A 16603-nucleotide genomic window follows, 5' to 3' on the forward strand; every position below is an offset into this window, starting at 1 on the left:
ACCGATAACAAGGAGAATTGGCATGACCAGCAACAACCCGCAAACCCGTGAGTGGCAAGCCTTGAGCAGCGATCACCACCTGGCCCCGTTCAGTGACTTCAAGCAGCTGAAAGAGAAGGGTCCACGGATCATCACCAACGCCAAGGGCGTGTACCTGTGGGACAGCGAGGGCAACAAGATCCTCGATGGCATGGCGGGTCTGTGGTGCGTGGCGATCGGTTATGGCCGCGATGAGCTGGCTGACGCAGCCGCGAAGCAAATGCGCGAACTGCCTTACTACAACCTGTTCTTCCAGACCGCGCACCCGCCGGCGCTGGAACTGGCCAAGGCCATCGCCGACGTTGCGCCGCAAGGCATGAACCACGTGTTCTTCACCGGTTCCGGCTCCGAAGGCAACGACACCATGCTGCGTATGGTTCGTCACTACTGGGCGATCAAGGGCCAGCCGAACAAGAAAGTCATCATCAGCCGCAAGAACGGTTATCACGGTTCGACCGTGGCCGGCGCGAGCCTGGGTGGCATGACTTATATGCACGAACAGGGCGACTTGCCGATTCCGGGTATCGTCCACATCGCGCAGCCGTACTGGTTCGCCGAGGGCGGTGACATGTCGCCGGAAGAGTTCGGCATCTGGGCGGCCAATCAGCTGGAAGAGAAGATTCTCGAAGTCGGCGTGGACAACGTCGGTGCCTTTATTGCCGAGCCGATCCAGGGTGCCGGCGGCGTGATCATTCCGCCAGACAGCTACTGGCCGCGCATCAAGGAAATCCTCGCCAAGTACGACATCCTGTTCGTGGCGGACGAAGTGATCTGCGGTTTCGGCCGCACCGGTCAGTGGTTCGGTTCCGATTTCTACGACCTGAAGCCAGACATGATGACCATCGCCAAAGGCCTGACGTCCGGTTACATCCCGATGGGTGGCCTGATCGTGCGCGACGAAGTGGTGAAGGTGCTCAACGAAGGCGGCGATTTCAACCACGGCTTCACCTACTCCGGGCATCCGGTGGCGGCAGCGGTGGGTCTGGAAAACATCCGGATTCTGCGCGATGAGAAAATTATCGAGAACGCGCACAACGAAACGGCACCGTATTTGCAGAAACGTTTGCGCGAACTCAACGACCACCCGTTGGTGGGTGAAGTGCGCGGCGTCGGTTTGCTGGGGGCGATCGAGCTGGTGCAGGACAAGGCCACTCGCAAGCGTTACGAGGGCAAGGGTGTGGGCATGATCTGCCGGCAGTTCTGCTTCGATAATGGCCTGATCATGCGCGCCGTGGGCGACACCATGATCATTGCGCCGCCGCTGGTGATCAGCAAGGCGGAGATCGATGAGCTGGTTACAAAGGCACGCAAGTGCCTGGACCTGACCCTCAGTGCATTGCAGGCCTAAGTGCTAGGCTTCGAGCGGGGGAGCTGCGGCGCTCTCGCTCGAAGGTGTCAGAAAGGTTGGCCTTTTCTTGAAAGACCGCCTCCGATCTTGCCAGACTAGCCGCGGTTCCAGTTGTCGGGGTTCGGCCGCTGAACAAAGTGGTTCAAAAAAGAAAAATTTGGAGCATGACGCATGAAGGCATTAGGTAAAAAGCTTGCTGGCAAGACTCTTCTCGCTTTGTCCGTCGCGGGCATGATGGCGGGCGCGGTTCACGCGGACGACAAAGTACTGCACGTCTACAACTGGTCCGACTACATCGCTCCGGACACCATCGCCAACTTCGAGAAAGAGTCCGGGATCAAAGTCGTCTACGACGTATTCGACAGCAACGAAACCCTGGAAGCCAAGCTGCTGGCAGGCAAGTCCGGTTATGACGTGGTTGTGCCGTCGAACAACTTCCTGGCCAAGCAGATCAAGGCTGGCGTTTACCAGGAACTGGACCAGTCCAAGCTGCCTAACTGGAAAAACCTCAACCAGGACCTGCTCAAGGCCGTGTCGGTCAGCGACCCGGGCAACAAGCACGCCTTCCCGTACATGTGGGGCTCGATCGGCATCGGTTACAACCCGGAGAAGGTCAAGGCTGCACTGGGCGTCGACACCATCGACTCGTGGGACGTGCTGCTCAAGCCGGAAAACATCGCCAAGCTCAAGGGCTGCGGTGTGAGCTTCCTCGATTCGCCGACTGAAATGCTCCCGGTCGCGCTGCACTACCTGGGCCTGCCTACCGACACCCAGAAGAAAGAAGACATCAAGAAAGCCGAGGACCTGTTCCTCAAGATTCGTCCTTCGATCACCTACTTCCACTCCTCCAAGTACATCTCGGACCTGGCCAACGGCAACATCTGCGTAGCGGTCGGCTACTCGGGTGACGTGCAGCAGGCCAAGTCCCGTGCCGCCGAGGCCGGTGACAAGGTCAAAGTCAGCTACGCCATTCCGAAGGAAGGCGCTGGCAGCTTCTTCGACATGGTCGCCATCCCCAAGGATGCCGAAAACGTTGAAGGCGCCTACAAATTCATGACCTTCCTGCAGAAGCCTGAAGTCATGGCCGGCATCACCAACGCCGTACGTTTCCCGAACGGTAACGCCGCTGCAACGCCACTGGTGAATAAAGACATCACCAGCGATCCAGGCATCTACCCGCCAGCCGACGTGCAGGCCAAGCTGTATGCGATCGCCGATTTGCCAGCGGCTACCCAGCGTGAAATGACTCGCAGCTGGACCAAGATCAAATCCGGCAAATAAGCCGGTTTGACGCAGCAACCGCTGGCCGTCGTCCCCGCGAAGGCGGCCAGCGGATCAATTAAATGACAGGAAGTTTTGCAGGAACGGTTTTTCGAGGGTAAGTTGCGCGCCGGTTTGGTTGCCGGGCAGCGATGGCTGTCATGTAACGCGGGGCAACTTGGGCCCAACTAATTTAGAGGACCTCCACTTGCCTATTTTTTCTTCTTTGCGCAAAGCCCTGCTGGCCACTGCCGGCCTGACGATCGCTGTCGGAGCCCAGGCCGCCGGTACGGTGCATATTTATAACTGGTCGGATTACATCGGCGAGACCACCCTGGCCGACTTCGAGAAAGCCACCGGGATCAAACCGGTCTACGACGTGTTCGACTCCAACGAAACCCTGGAAGGCAAGTTGCTGGCCGGGCGGACCGGTTACGACGTGGTCGTGCCGTCGAACCACTTCCTCGGCAAGCAGATCAAGGCGGGCGCGTTCCAGAAGCTCGACAAGGCGCAGCTGCCGAACTATTCGAACCTCGATCCAGTGCTGCTCAAGCGTCTGGAGCAGAACGATCCGGGCAACCTCTACGCCGTACCGTACCTGTGGGGCACCAACGGCATCGGCTACAACGTCGAGAAAGTCAAAGCCGTGCTCGGTATCGACAAGATCGATTCCTGGAGCGTGCTGTTCGAGCCGGAGAACATCAAGAAGCTGCACAGCTGCGGCGTAGCGTTCCTCGATTCGGCGGATGAAATGATGCCGACCGTGCTCAACTACATGGGCCTGAACGCCAACAGCACCAATCCCAAGGATTACGAAAAGGCCACGGCCAAGTTGCTCGCCGTGCGTCCTTACGTGACCTACTTCCACTCTTCGAAATACATCGGTGATCTGGCCAACGGCGACATCTGCGTGGCCATCGGCTTCTCCGGCGACATCTTCCAGGCCAAGCACCGTGCCGAAGAAGCCAAGAAGGGCGTGAACATCGCCTACTCGATCCCCAAAGAAGGCGGCGCGCTGTGGTTCGACATGCTGGCGATTCCCAAGGACTCGTCCAACGTCAAGGAAGCGCACGCCTTCATCAACTATTTGCTGAAACCTGAGGTGATCGCCCAGGTCAGTGATTACGTCGGTTACGCCAACCCCAACCCGGGTTCGGACAAGCTGATGGAACAGTCCATCCGCACCGATGAAGCGGTTTATCCACCGCAAGCAGTCCTCGACAAGACCTACGTGTCGACCGAGTTGCCACCCAATATTCAGCGTTTGATGACCCGCAGCTGGACCAAGGTCAAGTCGGGCAAATAAGGCACAAACTATCCTGGGTTCGTCCGCATAGGGCGAACTGCACTGTTTTTTTCTGGGAGTTTCGTAAATGGCAGTTGCCTCCGGCGCCTATAAGAAAGCCCTCGAGGGCGACCAGACACCTAAACAGGTGTTGGTCAAAATCGACCGGGTCACGAAGAAGTTCGACGAGACGATTGCCGTGGACGATGTGTCCCTGGAAATCAAGAAAGGCGAGATCTTCGCCCTGCTCGGCGGTTCGGGATCGGGCAAATCCACTCTGCTGCGGATGCTGGCAGGGTTCGAACGGCCCACGGAGGGGCGCATTTTCCTCGACGGCGTCGACATCACCGACATGCCGCCGTACGAGCGACCGATCAACATGATGTTCCAGTCGTACGCCTTGTTCCCGCACATGACCGTGGCGCAGAACATCGCCTTCGGCCTCAAGCAGGACAAGATCCCGACGGCTGAAGTCGATGCCCGCGTGGCCGAAATGCTCAAACTGGTGCAGATGAGCCAGTACGCCAAGCGCAAGCCGCATCAACTGTCTGGCGGTCAGCGTCAGCGGGTGGCCCTGGCGCGTTCGCTGGCCAAGCGGCCGAAGCTGCTGCTGCTCGACGAACCGATGGGCGCACTGGACAAGAAACTGCGTTCGCAGATGCAGCTGGAGCTGGTGGAGATCATCGAGCGCGTGGGTGTGACCTGCGTGATGGTGACCCACGACCAGGAAGAGGCCATGACCATGGCCGAGCGCATCGCGATCATGCACCTGGGCTGGATCGCCCAGATCGGCAGCCCGATCGACATCTATGAAACCCCGACCAGCCGTCTGGTCTGCGAATTCATCGGCAACGTGAACATCTTCGAAGGAGAAGTGATCGACGACGCCGAAGGCCACGCGACCATCACCTGCAAGGACCTCGACCGGCAGATCTACGTCGGCCATGGCATCAGCACTTCGGTGCAGGACAAATCGGTCACCTACGCGATCCGTCCGGAGAAGCTGCTGGTCACCGCCGAAATGCCGACCTGCGAGTACAACTGGTCGAGCGGCAAGGTGCATGACATCGCCTACCTGGGCGGTCACTCGGTGTTCTACGTTGAACTGCCGAGCGGCAAACTGGTGCAGTCGTTCGTTGCCAACGCCGAACGTCGCGGCGCGCGTCCGACCTGGGGCGATCAGGTTTACGTGTGGTGGGAAGACGACAGCGGCGTGGTACTTCGCTCATGAACATGCGCAAATTCAAACGCCGCCTCAATCGAATAATTCCCGGTGGCCGCCAGCTGGTCATCGGGGTTCCCTTCATCTGGCTGTTCCTGTTCTTCATGCTGCCGTTCTTCATCGTCCTGAAGATCAGCTTCGCCGAAGCCGACGTGGCCATCCCGCCGTACACCGAGATCTACACCTTCGCCGAGCAGAAGCTGCAACTGCTGCTGAATCTGGGCAACTACGCGATGCTCGGCGACGACGAGTTGTACATCGCCGCCTACCTCGGCTCGCTGAAGATGGCTTTTTTCAGCACGCTGCTGTGCCTGCTGATCGGCTACCCGATGGCCTACGCCATTGCCAGTGCGCGTAAAGAGCTGCAGACGGTGCTGGTGCTGCTGATCATGATGCCGACCTGGACCGCCATCCTGATCCGCGTTTACGCGTGGATGGGCATCCTCAGCAACAACGGCCTGCTCAACGGGTTCCTGATGAGCATGGGCTTCATCGACGAGCCGCTGCAGATCCTCAACACCAACCTTGCGGTGTACATCGGCGTGGTTTATTCGTACCTGCCGTTCATGATCCTGCCGCTGTACGCCAACCTTGTGAAGCACGATCACAGCTTGCTGGAAGCCGCTTCCGACCTCGGTTCGAGCACCTTCAACAGCTTCTGGAAAATCACCATTCCGCTGTCCAAGAACGGGATCATTGCCGGCTGCATGCTGGTGTTCATCCCGGTGGTGGGCGAGTTCGTGATCCCGGAACTGCTCGGTGGTCCGGAAACCCTGATGATCGGTAAAGTGCTCTGGCAAGAATTCTTCAACAACCGTGACTGGCCGGTGGCGTCCGCGCTGGCGGTAGTGATGCTGGCGATCCTGATTGTGCCGATCATTCTGTTCAACCGCAGTCAGGCCAAGGAAATGGAGGGTAAAGAATGAAGCGCTTCCGTTTCTCCAGCCTGATGCTGGTCCTGGGTTTGTTGTTCATCTACCTGCCGATGCTGATCCTGGTGATTTACTCGTTCAACGCCTCCAAGCTGGTGACGGTGTGGGGTGGCTGGTCGATCAAGTGGTACGTCGGCCTGCTCGACAACACCCAGCTGATGGGTTCGGTGGTGCGCTCGCTGGAAATCGCCTGTTACACCGCGGTTGCCGCGGTGGCGTTGGGTACGCTGGCGGCATTCGTGCTGACCCGGATCACCCGCTTCAAGGGCCGCACGCTGTTCGGCGGGCTGGTGACGGCGCCGTTGGTGATGCCGGAAGTGATCACCGGTCTGTCGCTGTTGCTGCTGTTCGTGGCCATGGCGCAGATGATCGGCTGGCCGCAGGAGCGTGGCATCGTCACTATCTGGATTGCCCACACGACGTTCTGTGCGGCGTACGTGGCGGTGGTGGTGTCGGCGCGCTTGCGTGAGCTGGACCTGTCGATCGAAGAGGCGGCCATGGACCTCGGTGCTCGGCCGTGGAAAGTGTTCTTCCTGATCACCATCCCGATGATTGCGCCTTCGCTGGCGGCGGGCGGCATGATGTCTTTCGCCCTGTCGCTGGACGACCTGGTATTGGCGAGCTTCGTCTCCGGTCCGGGTTCGACCACCCTGCCGATGGAAGTGTTCTCGGCGGTACGTCTGGGCGTGAAGCCGGAGATCAACGCCGTGGCCAGTCTGATCCTGCTGGCAGTGTCGATCGTGACCTTCATGGTCTGGTTCTTCAGCCGCCGTGCCGAAGAAGCGCGCAAGAAAGCCATCCAGCAAGCCATCGAAGAAGGCGCAGCCGATTCGTGGAAGCAACCGGACGTGCGCCGCGCACCTGCGCCGGAAGCGGCTTAAAGCAACACCGGGTTGGCCCCTTGCTCAAGGCCAACCCGATTCCAGACCTGTGGGAGCGAGCCTGCTCGCGAATGAGGATTGTCAGTCGATATCAATTTGACTGACATACCGCTTTCGCGAGCAGGTTCGCTCCCACAGGTTTTTGCGCTGCTCAGGCGCTCCAGGGCGATTTGCGGATGACCTCAACGAAGTTCATCGGCTTGAACCCCGGCTCCTGATCCATCAGCACATCGGTCTTCACATTGCCGAAGGTCGTCTGCGGACGATGGCGCAAGCCGTCGGCAAATGCGCAGATGATGCATTCCTTGAAACCTTCCCCACGTGGATGCGCATGCACTACGGCCTCGCGCTGGGTGCTGCTGAACGCCGCGTAGTCCATGCCCAGCACGTCCATCTCGACGCCTGCGGTCACCAGCGCCACGGTCGGCCGCAAATGCTTGGGCACACCGGGTGTGGTGTGCAGGGCAATCGACAGCCACACTTGTTCGATGTCGTCATCGCTCAGCCCGTATGGCTTGAGAAACGCCGCTGCCGCATTGGCGCCATCCACTTCAAAACGTTCGTCGTCACTGCGATAGCCTTGTACCAGCCCGAGGTCGTGGAACATCGCGCCGACGTACAGCAACTCCGGATTGTAGGCCAGTTGCTGGCGCTCACCGCTCAGTGCGCCGAACAGGAACACCCGACGCGAGTGGTGGTAGAGCAGATCGGATTCGATGTCGCGAATGTACTCGGTGGTGGCCCGGGCCAACGCGCTGTCAGGGATTTTGATGCCGGCAATGGTGCTGCTCATCTGCTAGTCCTCGTCGAAAACGCCGTCGTGGCGCCGATGGACAAAGTCTGTTCCTCAAGGCACTAAACGGACAATCAACGCATGGCTGTGATCCTTGCCAATCGACCTGCAAATCGTGCCAAACCTCGCTTGTTGGGCGTGGATTGGCTAGGGTTGGCCCGATCAACAAGACAGGCACGGTCCATGTGGGAGCGGGCTTGCTCGCGAAAGGGCCATTACATTCAACTTATCTGTTGAATGACACACCGCTTTCGCGAGCAAGCCCGCTCCAACAGGTTTTTTGTTTGCCGCAGGCATTGAGGACGTTTGAGTCATGAACAAAATCGTCGCCATCGTGGTGTTCCCCGGCGTGCAGGCGCTGGATGTCAGCGGGCCGATGGATGTGTTCGCCGAGGCCAACCGGTTTCTGCCGACCGAGGATCACTATCGGCTGGAAGTGATCGGTGTCGAGCAGGGCCAGATAGCTTGTTCCAATGGTTTGAACCTCACTGCTCATCGGCATTTCAGCGACGCGCTCGACGCTTATGACTTGCTGTTGGTAGCCGGCGGCCCGCAGTTGCCGTTCATGGATTTTGGCCGGGTCTTCGACGCCTGGCTGCGTGAGGCCAGCGCTCGCGCACGGCGTTTCGGATCGATCTGCAACGGCGCGTTCATGCTGGCGCGGGCGGGGCTGCTGGAAGGGCGCACCGTGACCACCCACTGGAACGACGCTCAGGCCCTGGCGCAGTTGTGTCCATCGACCCGGGTCGAGGCCGATCGCTTGTATGTCGAAGATGGCGTGCTCTACACCTCGGCCGGGGTTACGGCAGGGATCGATCTGTCGCTGTACCTGCTGGCTCGCGATCACGGCGCTGAAGTGGCGCTGAGCGTGGCCAAGCGGCTGGTGGTGTTCACGCAGCGCTCGGGCGGGCAGTCGCAGTTCAGCCCGTTCCTCACGCCGCATGCGGAGCCGACCTCGGCGGTGGCGATGGTGCAGCTGTATGTGCTGGCCAATCTCACCGGCGACCTGACGATTGCCGACCTGGCGAATGCGGCGAACATGAGCGCGCGTAACTTCTCCCGGGTGTTCGCTCGCGAGGCCCGGGTCACCCCGGCCGAGTTCGTCGAGCGGGCGCGGGTGGATGCGGCGCGGGTGATGCTCGAAAGCACCGCGGCGCCGCTTAAGACGGTGGCGTATCAGTGCGGGTTTCGCGATGCGCAGCACATGCGCAGTGTGTTCAATCGAAGGTTGGGCGTGACGCCGCAGCAGTTTCGGCTGAATTTTGCTGTGCTGCTCTGAAGGTTTCCGTGTTGCTGATGGCCCTTTCGCGAGCAAGCCCGCTCCCACCGGTGGCACGCGGTCTTGTGTGGGAGCGGGCTTGCTCGCGAAGGCGTCCGCCTGAACAACATCGGATTATTGAGCAGCCCGCGCCGGCAACAGTTTCAAGGTACTGCGGGTATTGGCCGTCACTTCTTCCTCGCTGAAGTGCGCCTGCACATACATCCCCTCGACGTACTCCTCGGCCTGATCGTCATAGTGGCTGTCGAACGGCACGCCGCTCTGGCCAACCGGGTTGATGGTCAGGCTGTGCGCCGGGTCGGCGAAGTCGATCAGTCGCCGCGTTGACGGGCCGTACGTCACCGGCCAAGGCGCCGGACCGAGTTTGGCCGAGAGGTTGTTCGGCACTTCATGACTGCCCGGCGCTGCAAACGGGCCGACGTTGAAAATCTTGTCCAGTGGCTTCTGTTGCCCCAGCGGATGGCCGTGGGTCAGGGTGTGCGCGGTGCCCCATTGCCAGTCGGACGGGTTGTCGCCGAGGGTCTGTTTGAGGTGCGCCATGCTCGCCTGCCACGCCACTTTCACGATGTCGGCGCGGGTTTCCTTGTTCGGTGTGTTGCGGTTGTCCCACCACGGTGAATCTGCGTTCGCCGCGAGGCGCGGCAGGGCGGCGTCGATCACCCGGGTCGACAGCAGCGTTTCAAAGAAATCGTTGCCCAGTTCATCACGCATGGCCGCATCGGCGAGGTCGTAGAGGAACTGGTTGAATACCGTCGCGCTGACCGAATCCAGCGGATAGTCGCCTGGCCACTGCGCCAGTTGCTCGACCAGTTTCAGTTGTGCCGGATCGCTCACCACCTCCCGCAATACTGGCAGCAATGGCGCCAGGGTGCGCGGGCCGTAGGCAGTGGTGGTGCCCAGTTGCAGCTTCTGGTTGGCTTCGTTGCTCCACTTCACGTTTTTGTCGCTGAGCTGGCGGTTGAGCTGCTGGCCGCGATCAGCCAGGTTGTAGTAACCGGGGATTTCCATTCCGGTCGGCGACAGCGGCTGGAAGTTGGCCGAGACGATGTAGCCGCGCGCCGGGTTTTCTTCCTGCGGGTTGGCGCTGAACGGGTAGTAGCCGTCCTTGTCCGCCTGATTGCTGCTGCCGTCGAGAATGAAGTCCGGCTTCACCCCGACAGGGCGTTTGGGCAGCAGCGCCGAAGCCCACCAGGCGATGTCGCCCTTGACGTTTGCATAGACGATGTTCAGCCCCGGCGCCTGGACCTTGGCCGCTGCGGCGCGGGCCTTGGCCAGGGTGTCGGCGCGGTTGAGCTGGTAGAAGCCTTCAAGGATCGGATTTGGCGTTTCGAGGAACGCCCACCACATGGCGATCGGGGTCTTGCCGGCAGCCGTGCCGAGGGCGTCGTTGACGATCGGACCGTGGGGTGACTGGCGCAGAGTGAGTGTCACCGGCGCCTGGCCTTTCACCGCAATCTGCTGCTCGGTGCTGACCAGATCGGTCCACTGGCCGTGGTACCAGACCTGATTCGGGTTGTCCGGGTTGACCTTCTCGGCAATCAGATCCAGGTCGTCATTCTGGAACATGGTCAGGCTCCAGCCGAAATCCAGGTTGTGGCCGAGGAAGGCGAACGGCACCAGCGCCTGATGGTGACCGTAGAGTTCAAAGCCCGGCGCTGACAGTTGCGCCTCGTACCACACCGACGGCACCGAGAAGCGAATGTGCGGATCGCCGGCCAGCAGCGGTTTGCCGCTCTGGCTGCGGCTACCGGCGATCACCCAGGCGTTGCTGCCTTCGAATTGCGGCAGGCCGTTTTCGATCAGCGCCTGTTCGCTGAGACGGGCAAGGGCGTTGAGGTCTTTCCAGTCGCCGGCGGCGAGGGCGGGCGCCGGGTTGGCGCGACCTTTGGCAAGCACGCCTTTGGGTTGCCAGTCGAGGTCGAAGACGTTGAGGTAATCGGCGCCGAGTTGATCGCGCACGTAGGTCAGCAGCGGCTCGGTGCGAAACGCGGCGGCGAAGCTGTAAGCCATGTAACCGGCGACACTGATGCTGTCTTGCGCTGTGAACGGCCGTTTGGGGATGCCCAGCACATCGAACTCCACCGGCGCGGCGTGGCTGTCCTGATATTGGTTGATGCCGTCCAGATAGGCTTGCAGGGCCTTCCACGCCGGTGACTGCTTGTCGAGACTGGCGACATAGCTGGCCGCGCGTTCGCGGATGCGCAGGCTGCGGAACAGCTTGTCGGTGTCGAGCAGCTTCGGCCCGAGCACTTCGGCCAGCTCGCCGCGGGCGAGGCGGCGCATGGCTTCCATCTGGAACAGTCGGTCTTGAGCATGCACGTAGCCGAGGGCGCGATACAGATCGGTTTCGTTTTCGGCGCGGATGTGCGGCACCCCGCGTTCGTCGTAGCGCACGGTCACCGCACCCTGCAGGTTGCGCAGATCCACCTGGCCCTGACGCGTCGGTTGTTTGCTGTAGAGGTAACCGCCGACCCCGGCGAGCAGGACAACGATGAGCAAGGCAAGAACGGTGAAGACGCGTTTCATGGTGACTCCTTGTGCATGCGGGATTGCCGCCCGTCGGGCTGCAAACAATTAGCACAGACCTTCCGTGCCGTGCATCGCTGTCCTCGAAAAGTCCGGAATGCCTTACTGCGCCACCACCGGCCACGGGCAATAACAGCCGACCGCCAGGGTGTGCGTGGCGTTGACCGGGCGATCTTCCGTCAGGGCATTGAGGATCGGTTCGATAAAACTGTTGCTGGAGTTGCAGGTCAGCCCTTCGCTGTAAGGCCCGAAGTACGCCAGCTTGCCGCTGCGGTCCCAGATCGCCACGGCGGGGCTTGCGGGAATCTGTTCGGAGCCGGGCAGTACGGCGATGGTTTTCAGGTTGCTCAGGGTCGCGGGTAATTGACCGTGGGAGCCGGCGCGCTGCACGGCGAAGAATTCCACACCGCGCGCGCCGAACTGTTCGACCATCTCGGTCAGGTGCTGCTGATTACCGACGTTGCACGGGCAGGCCGGGTCCCAGAAGTGCACCAGGCGAATGTTGCCGGGGCCGGCGAGATCATCCGGCAGGCGCAGCGGATCACCGGAAAACACTGCCGTGTGCTGGCTGAAGGCACGCAGGTAGCGGCCCTGAAACCAGTCGTACGCCGCCCACAGCACCCCGGCGCACACAAGCGCGAGCAGGCTGGCAAACAGTGCGGTGCGGTAGGGCGAACGCATGGTTTTTCGATCCTCGAAGGGCCGCTAGCTTGCCATGCTTGCCGCAACAGATGAATATCGCAGGCCGATAAAGTCTGTTTACCGCTTTGGAATACCCGCATGCCTGACACTTTCGATGCCGATCATTTACGCGCCAGCCTCAAGCCTTTGGCCCAGTGGCAGCCGTTGTCGGACGAGGCCAAGGCATATCAGCGGTTCTACCAGACCGACTTCCCCGAGCGTGATGTCTGGCGCGGCATGGGGCGCTTTGAAGTGGATGGCTATGAGCTGGTCAGCCACTGCTGGTGGCCGGAGAAGGTCAAGGGCACGCTGTTTCTGCTGCACGGTTTTTACGACCACACAGGGCTGTATCGGCATGTGATCGAGTGGGCGCTGGATCAGGATTTCGCGGTGATCGCCTGCGACTTGCCGGGGCACGGTCTGTCGAGCGGCCCCCGGGCAAGTATCCGCGATTTCTCTGAATATCAGGACGCCTTGCAAGCCTTGTTCGCCGAAGCCAATTCGATCGCCCTGCCGCAGCCCTGGCACCTGTGCGGGCAAAGCACGGGCGGCGCGATCGTCGTCGACCATGTGCTCAACCATGGCGAACACAGTCCGGCGCAAGGCCAGTTGATCCTGTTGGCGCCGCTGGTGCGTCCGCGCGCGTGGGGCTGGTCGCAGCTCAGTTATTACCTGCTCAGGCCTTTCGTGCGGGGCGTTACCCGGCGCTTCAGCGAGAATTCCAATGACCCGGCATTCCTGCCGTTCCTGCAGGCCGACCCGTTACAACCCAAACGCTTGCCGACCGCGTGGGTCGGTGCCCTGTCGCGCTGGATCATCCGTGTGGAACACGCGAAAAAAAGTCCGCGACGGCCACTGATTATTCAGGGGCAGGCGGACATGACCGTGGACTGGCAGCACAATTTGCAGGTGATGAAATGGAAGTTCGACCGGCCGCAGATTCTGTTGCTGCCAGAGGCGCGGCATCATCTGGCGAATGAGACGCTGGAAATGCGCGAGGAGTATTTCGAGTTTCTGAACAAGCGGATCAGAGGGCGGAATCTCTAGGGCCTTTTGAGGGCCTCTTCGCGAGCAGGCTCGCTCCCACAGGGGGAATGCATTCCAGCATGTGGGAGCGGGCTTGCTCGCGAAGGCGGCCTGTCAGGCGATAAAGATCACTGGCCAAGGCTTGAAGCGCTTTGCCCCACCGCCAGCCCCGCGCGAATCGCCGCGAGTGCCGCCTGGTAATACGCCTTGCCCTCGGTAGATTCGGCAAACGTCGCGAACTGCTCCAGTTCGTCATCCGACAGATCACGGTAAACGTAGAGCAGGGTGTTGTTCATGTCGGCGCCGATCTGATCCATCAGGCGCTGGCGCTGGCCGTTCAACATGCCTTGCGCCTGACCGCCGCCGAGCAGGCCCGGAATCATCGAACTCAAGCTGTCTGCCGCCACGCCGGCAATCGCCAGGCTGACTTCGGCGCCGGCCTCGCGTGCCGGCAGCGCTTGCGCCAGATGGCCGATGATCAGCAGGCGGCTGTCGCTGGCCTGCATCTTCGGCAGGCCCTTGGCGTTCTTCGCCAACTGATCGCGGCGGGTCGCCAGCAACTCGGCGGCGACGATCTTGCGGCCCAGTGGCGACTGGAAAAAGGTCAGCGCCGGTTGTGGATCGGCAAGGTGCTGGCGCAGTTGCGCTTCGGCACGCTGATCCATGGCCTGGGGGGCGAAGCGCTGGTTGCTGTTGTTGACCAGGGCTTGAAACACCGCAGGCGGCAGGTTGTTCTGATAGCGCTGCTGCGCGGCACTCAGGGCGTCATTGAAATGCGCACGTTGATCTGGCCAGCCGGCGATCTTGTACAGCTGATCGTGGCCGTCCGCCCAGGCGGGCAAAACGCAGAACATCAACAGTGAAAAAAGCAAACGGCGCATAGGGACTCCTGTCAGCAGCGGACTATTCTCCGTGCGGTGCCGGTACTTGTCGAGAATTCGTGGCAAGCCGCTGCGTGGCTCTGTCGGATTTCTTGCCGCAGGCATACTATGCGCGCCATGCAAATATCCTCTGAACACCCGCTGCTGTTACGCATCGTCGACGACCTGGCCGAACATGGCTGGTCGCAGCAGAACATTTTCCTGCCCGCGGGTTTGACCCGTGAGCTGGCGGCCGAGTGCCGCAAACGTGAGGCCGAGGGTGAGCTGGCGCCGGCGGCGGTGGGCCGTGGGCCATTTTCGGAGATTCGCGAGGGCATTCGCGGCGACCACATCCAGTGGATCGACCCGGGGCAGGCCGAGGCCAGCGACCGTTATCTGAACCTGATGGACAGCCTGCGCGAGGCGCTCAATCGCGGGTTGTTCCTGGGGCTGGAAGATTTCGAGTGTCACTTCGCCCTCTATCCGCCGGGCGCGTTTTACCGCAAGCACGTCGACCGCTTCCGCGATGATGACCGGCGTATGGTTTCGGCGGTGGTCTACCTCAATGACGCGTGGCTGCCGGAAGACGGCGGTCAGTTGCGCATGTACCTGGGGGAAGACCGGGTTCATGACGTGCAGCCCACTGGCGGCTGTCTGGTGGTATTCCTCTCCGGTGAAGTGCCGCATGAAGTGCTGCCGGCAAACCGCGAGCGCCTGTCGCTGACCGGCTGGTTCCGCCGCCGTGGCAACGAGCCGTTCTGATATGCAGAAGATTCTGGTCAGCCGCTGCTTGTTGGGCCACCGCGTGCGTTACGACGGCGGAGCCAGCGGGCCATTCGATCTGCTGGAGCAGTGGATCGCTGAAGGGCGGGTGGTGCCGTTGTGTCCGGAAGTCGCCGGAGGCTTGCCGACCCCGCGTGCCGCAGCGGAAATTCCGGGTGGGCAGGGCGTCGAAGTGCTTGATGGCACGGCGGCGGTGATCACCAGCGAAGGCGAGGACGTCAGCGCGCAGTTTCTCGATGGCGCGCGGCAGGCGCTGGCACTGGTGCAGAAACATGGCATCCGTGTGGCGGTGCTCAAGGCCAACAGTCCTTCCTGCGGGAACTTGCTGACCTATGACGGGACGTTCAGTGGGGTGAAGGTCACCGGCGAAGGCGTAACGGCCGCGTTGCTCAAACGGCATGGGGTGCAAGTGTTCAGTGAACTCGAACTACCGCAGGCCGCAATGGCCCTGACTCAACCCGACTAAAAACCACCCACAAACCCATGTGGGAGCAAGCCCCCTCCCACAAGGGGTGTGTGTTCATTTGGGGTCGGTGAGCCACTTTTGCGACAACGCCGCCAACCGCCCATCCGCCTTGATCCGCTGCAGCGCACCTGCAAGGCTGGCCTGAAACGCCGGATTACCCTTCTGAAACGGAATCGCCAACTCCACCGGTGTCGCCGCTTTCGGTTTCTCTTCAGTCAACGCCTGCACCAGCACCATCGGCCGTGGCTGTTCGTCCTTCTTCGCCCACAGCTGCGAATCGACTTTGCCGTAGGACTCGCTGAAATCGAAACGATCCTTGAGTTCAGGTGTCAGTGCTATGTGATTGAGCGCAACGTCGTACTTGCCGCTTTCCACGCCCTGGAGCAAGTCTGCTTCGTCAGTGACGATGAAGTCGGCGCGTACATCCAGCTCGTTGGCCAGTTGTTGCCCCAGCTCGACCTCGAACCCCGTGAGTGTGTCGCCGTCCTTGAAATTGAAGGGCGGTGTATTAGCCTCAAGGGCGATGCGCAATTCGCCACGGTCGTTGACGTCATCAATCAGTTCGGCGTGAGCCAATGGGCTCAAAAGGGGTAGTAGGCAGATCAGGCCAGGCAGAAAACGCATGGTCACTCCTTTGAAATCATTATGGCGACGCTCTGAGTCAGGCTCGCTTTGCTATGGTTGTCGAGTGCCTTCGACAACGAATGGTCATGAAGTTGTCATGACCGCGCGGATTTTACGGAAAAACTGGAGAAGAAAATGAAAAGCTTTATGTCACGTGCAGCGTTGGCCGGTGTGCTGATGGGTGTTTCGGTGTTGGCCAGTGCGGCCACCCCGGCCCCGAAAGGCGCCGAAGTGTTCATCGTTTCTCCCGAGGACGGGGCCACGGTTTCGCAAACCTTCACCGTCAAGTTCGGAACCAAGGACGTCGCACTGGCACCCGCCGGTGATGCCACTCCGAATACCGGCCACCATCATCTGCTGATCGACGCCAAGGACATTGTTCCGGCAGGCGCCGTGGTACCGACCGACGCCAATCACATGCATTTTGGCAAGGCTCAGACCTTCGCGGAAATCAAACTGGCCCCGGGCAAGCACACCTTGCAGCTGGAGCTGGGTGACAAAAATCACATGGCATTCGATCCACCTGTCGTCTCGAAGAAAATCACCGTCAACGTCGAATAAACGTTTCGGCGTGCATGAAAAAGGGAGCCCGAAGGCT

General features: G+C 60.8%; 16 protein-coding genes. 11 read left to right on the plus strand and 5 right to left on the minus strand.

The features are described 5' to 3' along the window. The first annotated feature begins 22 nt into the window (after positions 1-22). The 6 genes from U862_RS0119965 to U862_RS0119990 all read left to right on the plus strand — a co-directional run bounded on the left by U862_RS0119965 (position 23) and on the right by U862_RS0119990 (position 6967). Positions 23-1387, plus strand: a complete 1365-nt coding sequence (locus U862_RS0119965) for an aspartate aminotransferase family protein (protein ID WP_025112030.1) — start codon at positions 23-25, stop codon at positions 1385-1387. Positions 1388-1558: 171 nt separating this feature from the next. Then, positions 1559-2668 carry a polyamine ABC transporter substrate-binding protein gene (locus tag U862_RS0119970; protein WP_025112031.1) on the plus strand — a complete coding sequence of 370 codons (1110 nt, stop codon included), beginning with the start codon at positions 1559-1561 and terminating at the stop codon, positions 2666-2668. Positions 2669-2855: 187 nt separating this feature from the next. Continuing rightward, positions 2856-3953, plus strand: a complete 1098-nt coding sequence (locus tag U862_RS0119975; protein ID WP_025112032.1) for a polyamine ABC transporter substrate-binding protein — start codon at positions 2856-2858, stop codon at positions 3951-3953. Positions 3954-4020: 67 nt separating this feature from the next. After that, positions 4021-5163 carry an ABC transporter ATP-binding protein gene (locus tag U862_RS0119980; protein WP_025112033.1) on the plus strand — a complete coding sequence of 381 codons (1143 nt, stop codon included), beginning with the start codon at positions 4021-4023 and terminating at the stop codon, positions 5161-5163. A 35-nt stretch (positions 5164-5198) separates the two neighbouring features. After that, positions 5199-6080, plus strand: coding sequence for an ABC transporter permease subunit (locus U862_RS0119985; RefSeq protein WP_174823756.1), 882 nt, complete (start codon positions 5199-5201; stop codon positions 6078-6080). After that, complete coding sequence (locus U862_RS0119990; protein WP_025112035.1) at positions 6077-6967, plus strand: ABC transporter permease subunit; 891 nt, start codon at positions 6077-6079, stop codon at positions 6965-6967. The genes U862_RS0119985 and U862_RS0119990 overlap by 4 nt, the downstream gene beginning before the upstream one ends. A 151-nt stretch (positions 6968-7118) precedes the next feature. On the opposite strand, the gene U862_RS0119995 is transcribed toward U862_RS0119990, so the two are convergent. Then, positions 7119-7760, minus strand: a complete 642-nt coding sequence (locus U862_RS0119995; protein ID WP_025112036.1) for an HD domain-containing protein — start codon at positions 7758-7760, stop codon at positions 7119-7121. A gap of 313 nt (positions 7761-8073) precedes the next feature. Between U862_RS0119995 and U862_RS0120000 the strand changes: the two genes are divergently transcribed. After that, positions 8074-9039, plus strand: a complete 966-nt coding sequence (locus U862_RS0120000) for a GlxA family transcriptional regulator (RefSeq protein WP_025112037.1) — start codon at positions 8074-8076, stop codon at positions 9037-9039. A gap of 114 nt (positions 9040-9153) precedes the next feature. Here U862_RS0120000 and U862_RS0120005 read toward each other — a convergent pair whose 3' ends face one another. Both U862_RS0120005 and U862_RS0120010 read right to left on the minus strand, forming a co-directional pair. After that, complete coding sequence (locus tag U862_RS0120005) at positions 9154-11565, minus strand: penicillin acylase family protein (RefSeq protein WP_025112038.1); 2412 nt, start codon at positions 11563-11565, stop codon at positions 9154-9156. Between the two features lie 102 nt (positions 11566-11667). Beyond that, positions 11668-12246, minus strand: coding sequence for a DUF6436 domain-containing protein (locus U862_RS0120010; RefSeq protein WP_025112039.1), 579 nt, complete (start codon positions 12244-12246; stop codon positions 11668-11670). Between the two features lie 99 nt (positions 12247-12345). Here U862_RS0120010 and U862_RS0120015 point away from each other — a divergent pair, with 99 nt between their 5' ends. Then, entirely contained in the window at positions 12346-13293 is a 948-nt protein-coding gene (locus U862_RS0120015; RefSeq protein WP_025112040.1) for an alpha/beta hydrolase, read from the plus strand. Between the two features lie 107 nt (positions 13294-13400). Here U862_RS0120015 and U862_RS0120020 read toward each other — a convergent pair whose 3' ends face one another. Then, on the minus strand, positions 13401-14153 hold the full coding sequence (locus U862_RS0120020; RefSeq protein WP_025112041.1) for a DUF2059 domain-containing protein: 753 nt from the start codon (positions 14151-14153) through the stop codon (positions 13401-13403). Positions 14154-14261: 108 nt separating this feature from the next. Between U862_RS0120020 and U862_RS0120025 the strand changes: the two genes are divergently transcribed. Both U862_RS0120025 and U862_RS0120030 read left to right on the plus strand, forming a co-directional pair. After that, positions 14262-14894 carry a 2OG-Fe(II) oxygenase gene (locus U862_RS0120025; protein ID WP_025112042.1) on the plus strand — a complete coding sequence of 211 codons (633 nt, stop codon included), beginning with the start codon at positions 14262-14264 and terminating at the stop codon, positions 14892-14894. A gap of 1 nt (position 14895) precedes the next feature. Next, complete coding sequence (locus U862_RS0120030; RefSeq protein WP_025112043.1) at positions 14896-15381, plus strand: DUF523 domain-containing protein; 486 nt, start codon at positions 14896-14898, stop codon at positions 15379-15381. Between the two features lie 54 nt (positions 15382-15435). Here the strand turns inward: U862_RS0120030 and U862_RS0120035 are convergent, their stop codons facing one another. Further along, a complete protein-coding gene (locus U862_RS0120035; RefSeq protein WP_025112044.1) occupies positions 15436-16005 on the minus strand; it encodes a transporter substrate-binding domain-containing protein in 570 nt (189 codons plus the stop codon). A gap of 135 nt (positions 16006-16140) precedes the next feature. Between U862_RS0120035 and U862_RS0120040 the strand changes: the two genes are divergently transcribed. Then, on the plus strand, positions 16141-16566 hold the full coding sequence (locus tag U862_RS0120040) for a DUF4399 domain-containing protein (RefSeq protein WP_025112045.1): 426 nt from the start codon (positions 16141-16143) through the stop codon (positions 16564-16566). Positions 16567-16603: the final 37 nt, after the last annotated feature.

Source organism: Pseudomonas sp. H1h, from assembly GCF_000633255.1.
Lineage (GTDB): Bacteria > Pseudomonadota > Gammaproteobacteria > Pseudomonadales > Pseudomonadaceae > Aquipseudomonas.

Coding starts and splice junctions, on each gene's coding strand:
- U862_RS0119965 (WP_025112030.1), top strand. CDS start 23: ATGACCAGCAACAACCCGCAAACCCGTGAGTGGCAAGCCTTGAGCAGC.
- U862_RS0119970 (WP_025112031.1), top strand. CDS start 1,559: ATGAAGGCATTAGGTAAAAAGCTTGCTGGCAAGACTCTTCTCGCTTTG.
- U862_RS0119980 (WP_025112033.1), top strand. CDS start 4,021: ATGGCAGTTGCCTCCGGCGCCTATAAGAAAGCCCTCGAGGGCGACCAG.
- U862_RS0119990 (WP_025112035.1), top strand. CDS start 6,077: ATGAAGCGCTTCCGTTTCTCCAGCCTGATGCTGGTCCTGGGTTTGTTG.
- U862_RS0119995 (WP_025112036.1), bottom strand. CDS start 7,760: ATGAGCAGCACCATTGCCGGCATCAAAATCCCTGACAGCGCGTTGGCC.
- U862_RS0120000 (WP_025112037.1), top strand. CDS start 8,074: ATGAACAAAATCGTCGCCATCGTGGTGTTCCCCGGCGTGCAGGCGCTG.
- U862_RS0120005 (WP_025112038.1), bottom strand. CDS start 11,565: ATGAAACGCGTCTTCACCGTTCTTGCCTTGCTCATCGTTGTCCTGCTC.
- U862_RS0120010 (WP_025112039.1), bottom strand. CDS start 12,246: ATGCGTTCGCCCTACCGCACCGCACTGTTTGCCAGCCTGCTCGCGCTT.
- U862_RS0120015 (WP_025112040.1), top strand. CDS start 12,346: ATGCCTGACACTTTCGATGCCGATCATTTACGCGCCAGCCTCAAGCCT.
- U862_RS0120020 (WP_025112041.1), bottom strand. CDS start 14,153: ATGCGCCGTTTGCTTTTTTCACTGTTGATGTTCTGCGTTTTGCCCGCC.
- U862_RS0120025 (WP_025112042.1), top strand. CDS start 14,262: ATGCGCGCCATGCAAATATCCTCTGAACACCCGCTGCTGTTACGCATC.
- U862_RS0120030 (WP_025112043.1), top strand. CDS start 14,896: ATGCAGAAGATTCTGGTCAGCCGCTGCTTGTTGGGCCACCGCGTGCGT.
- U862_RS0120035 (WP_025112044.1), bottom strand. CDS start 16,005: ATGCGTTTTCTGCCTGGCCTGATCTGCCTACTACCCCTTTTGAGCCCA.
- U862_RS0120040 (WP_025112045.1), top strand. CDS start 16,141: ATGAAAAGCTTTATGTCACGTGCAGCGTTGGCCGGTGTGCTGATGGGT.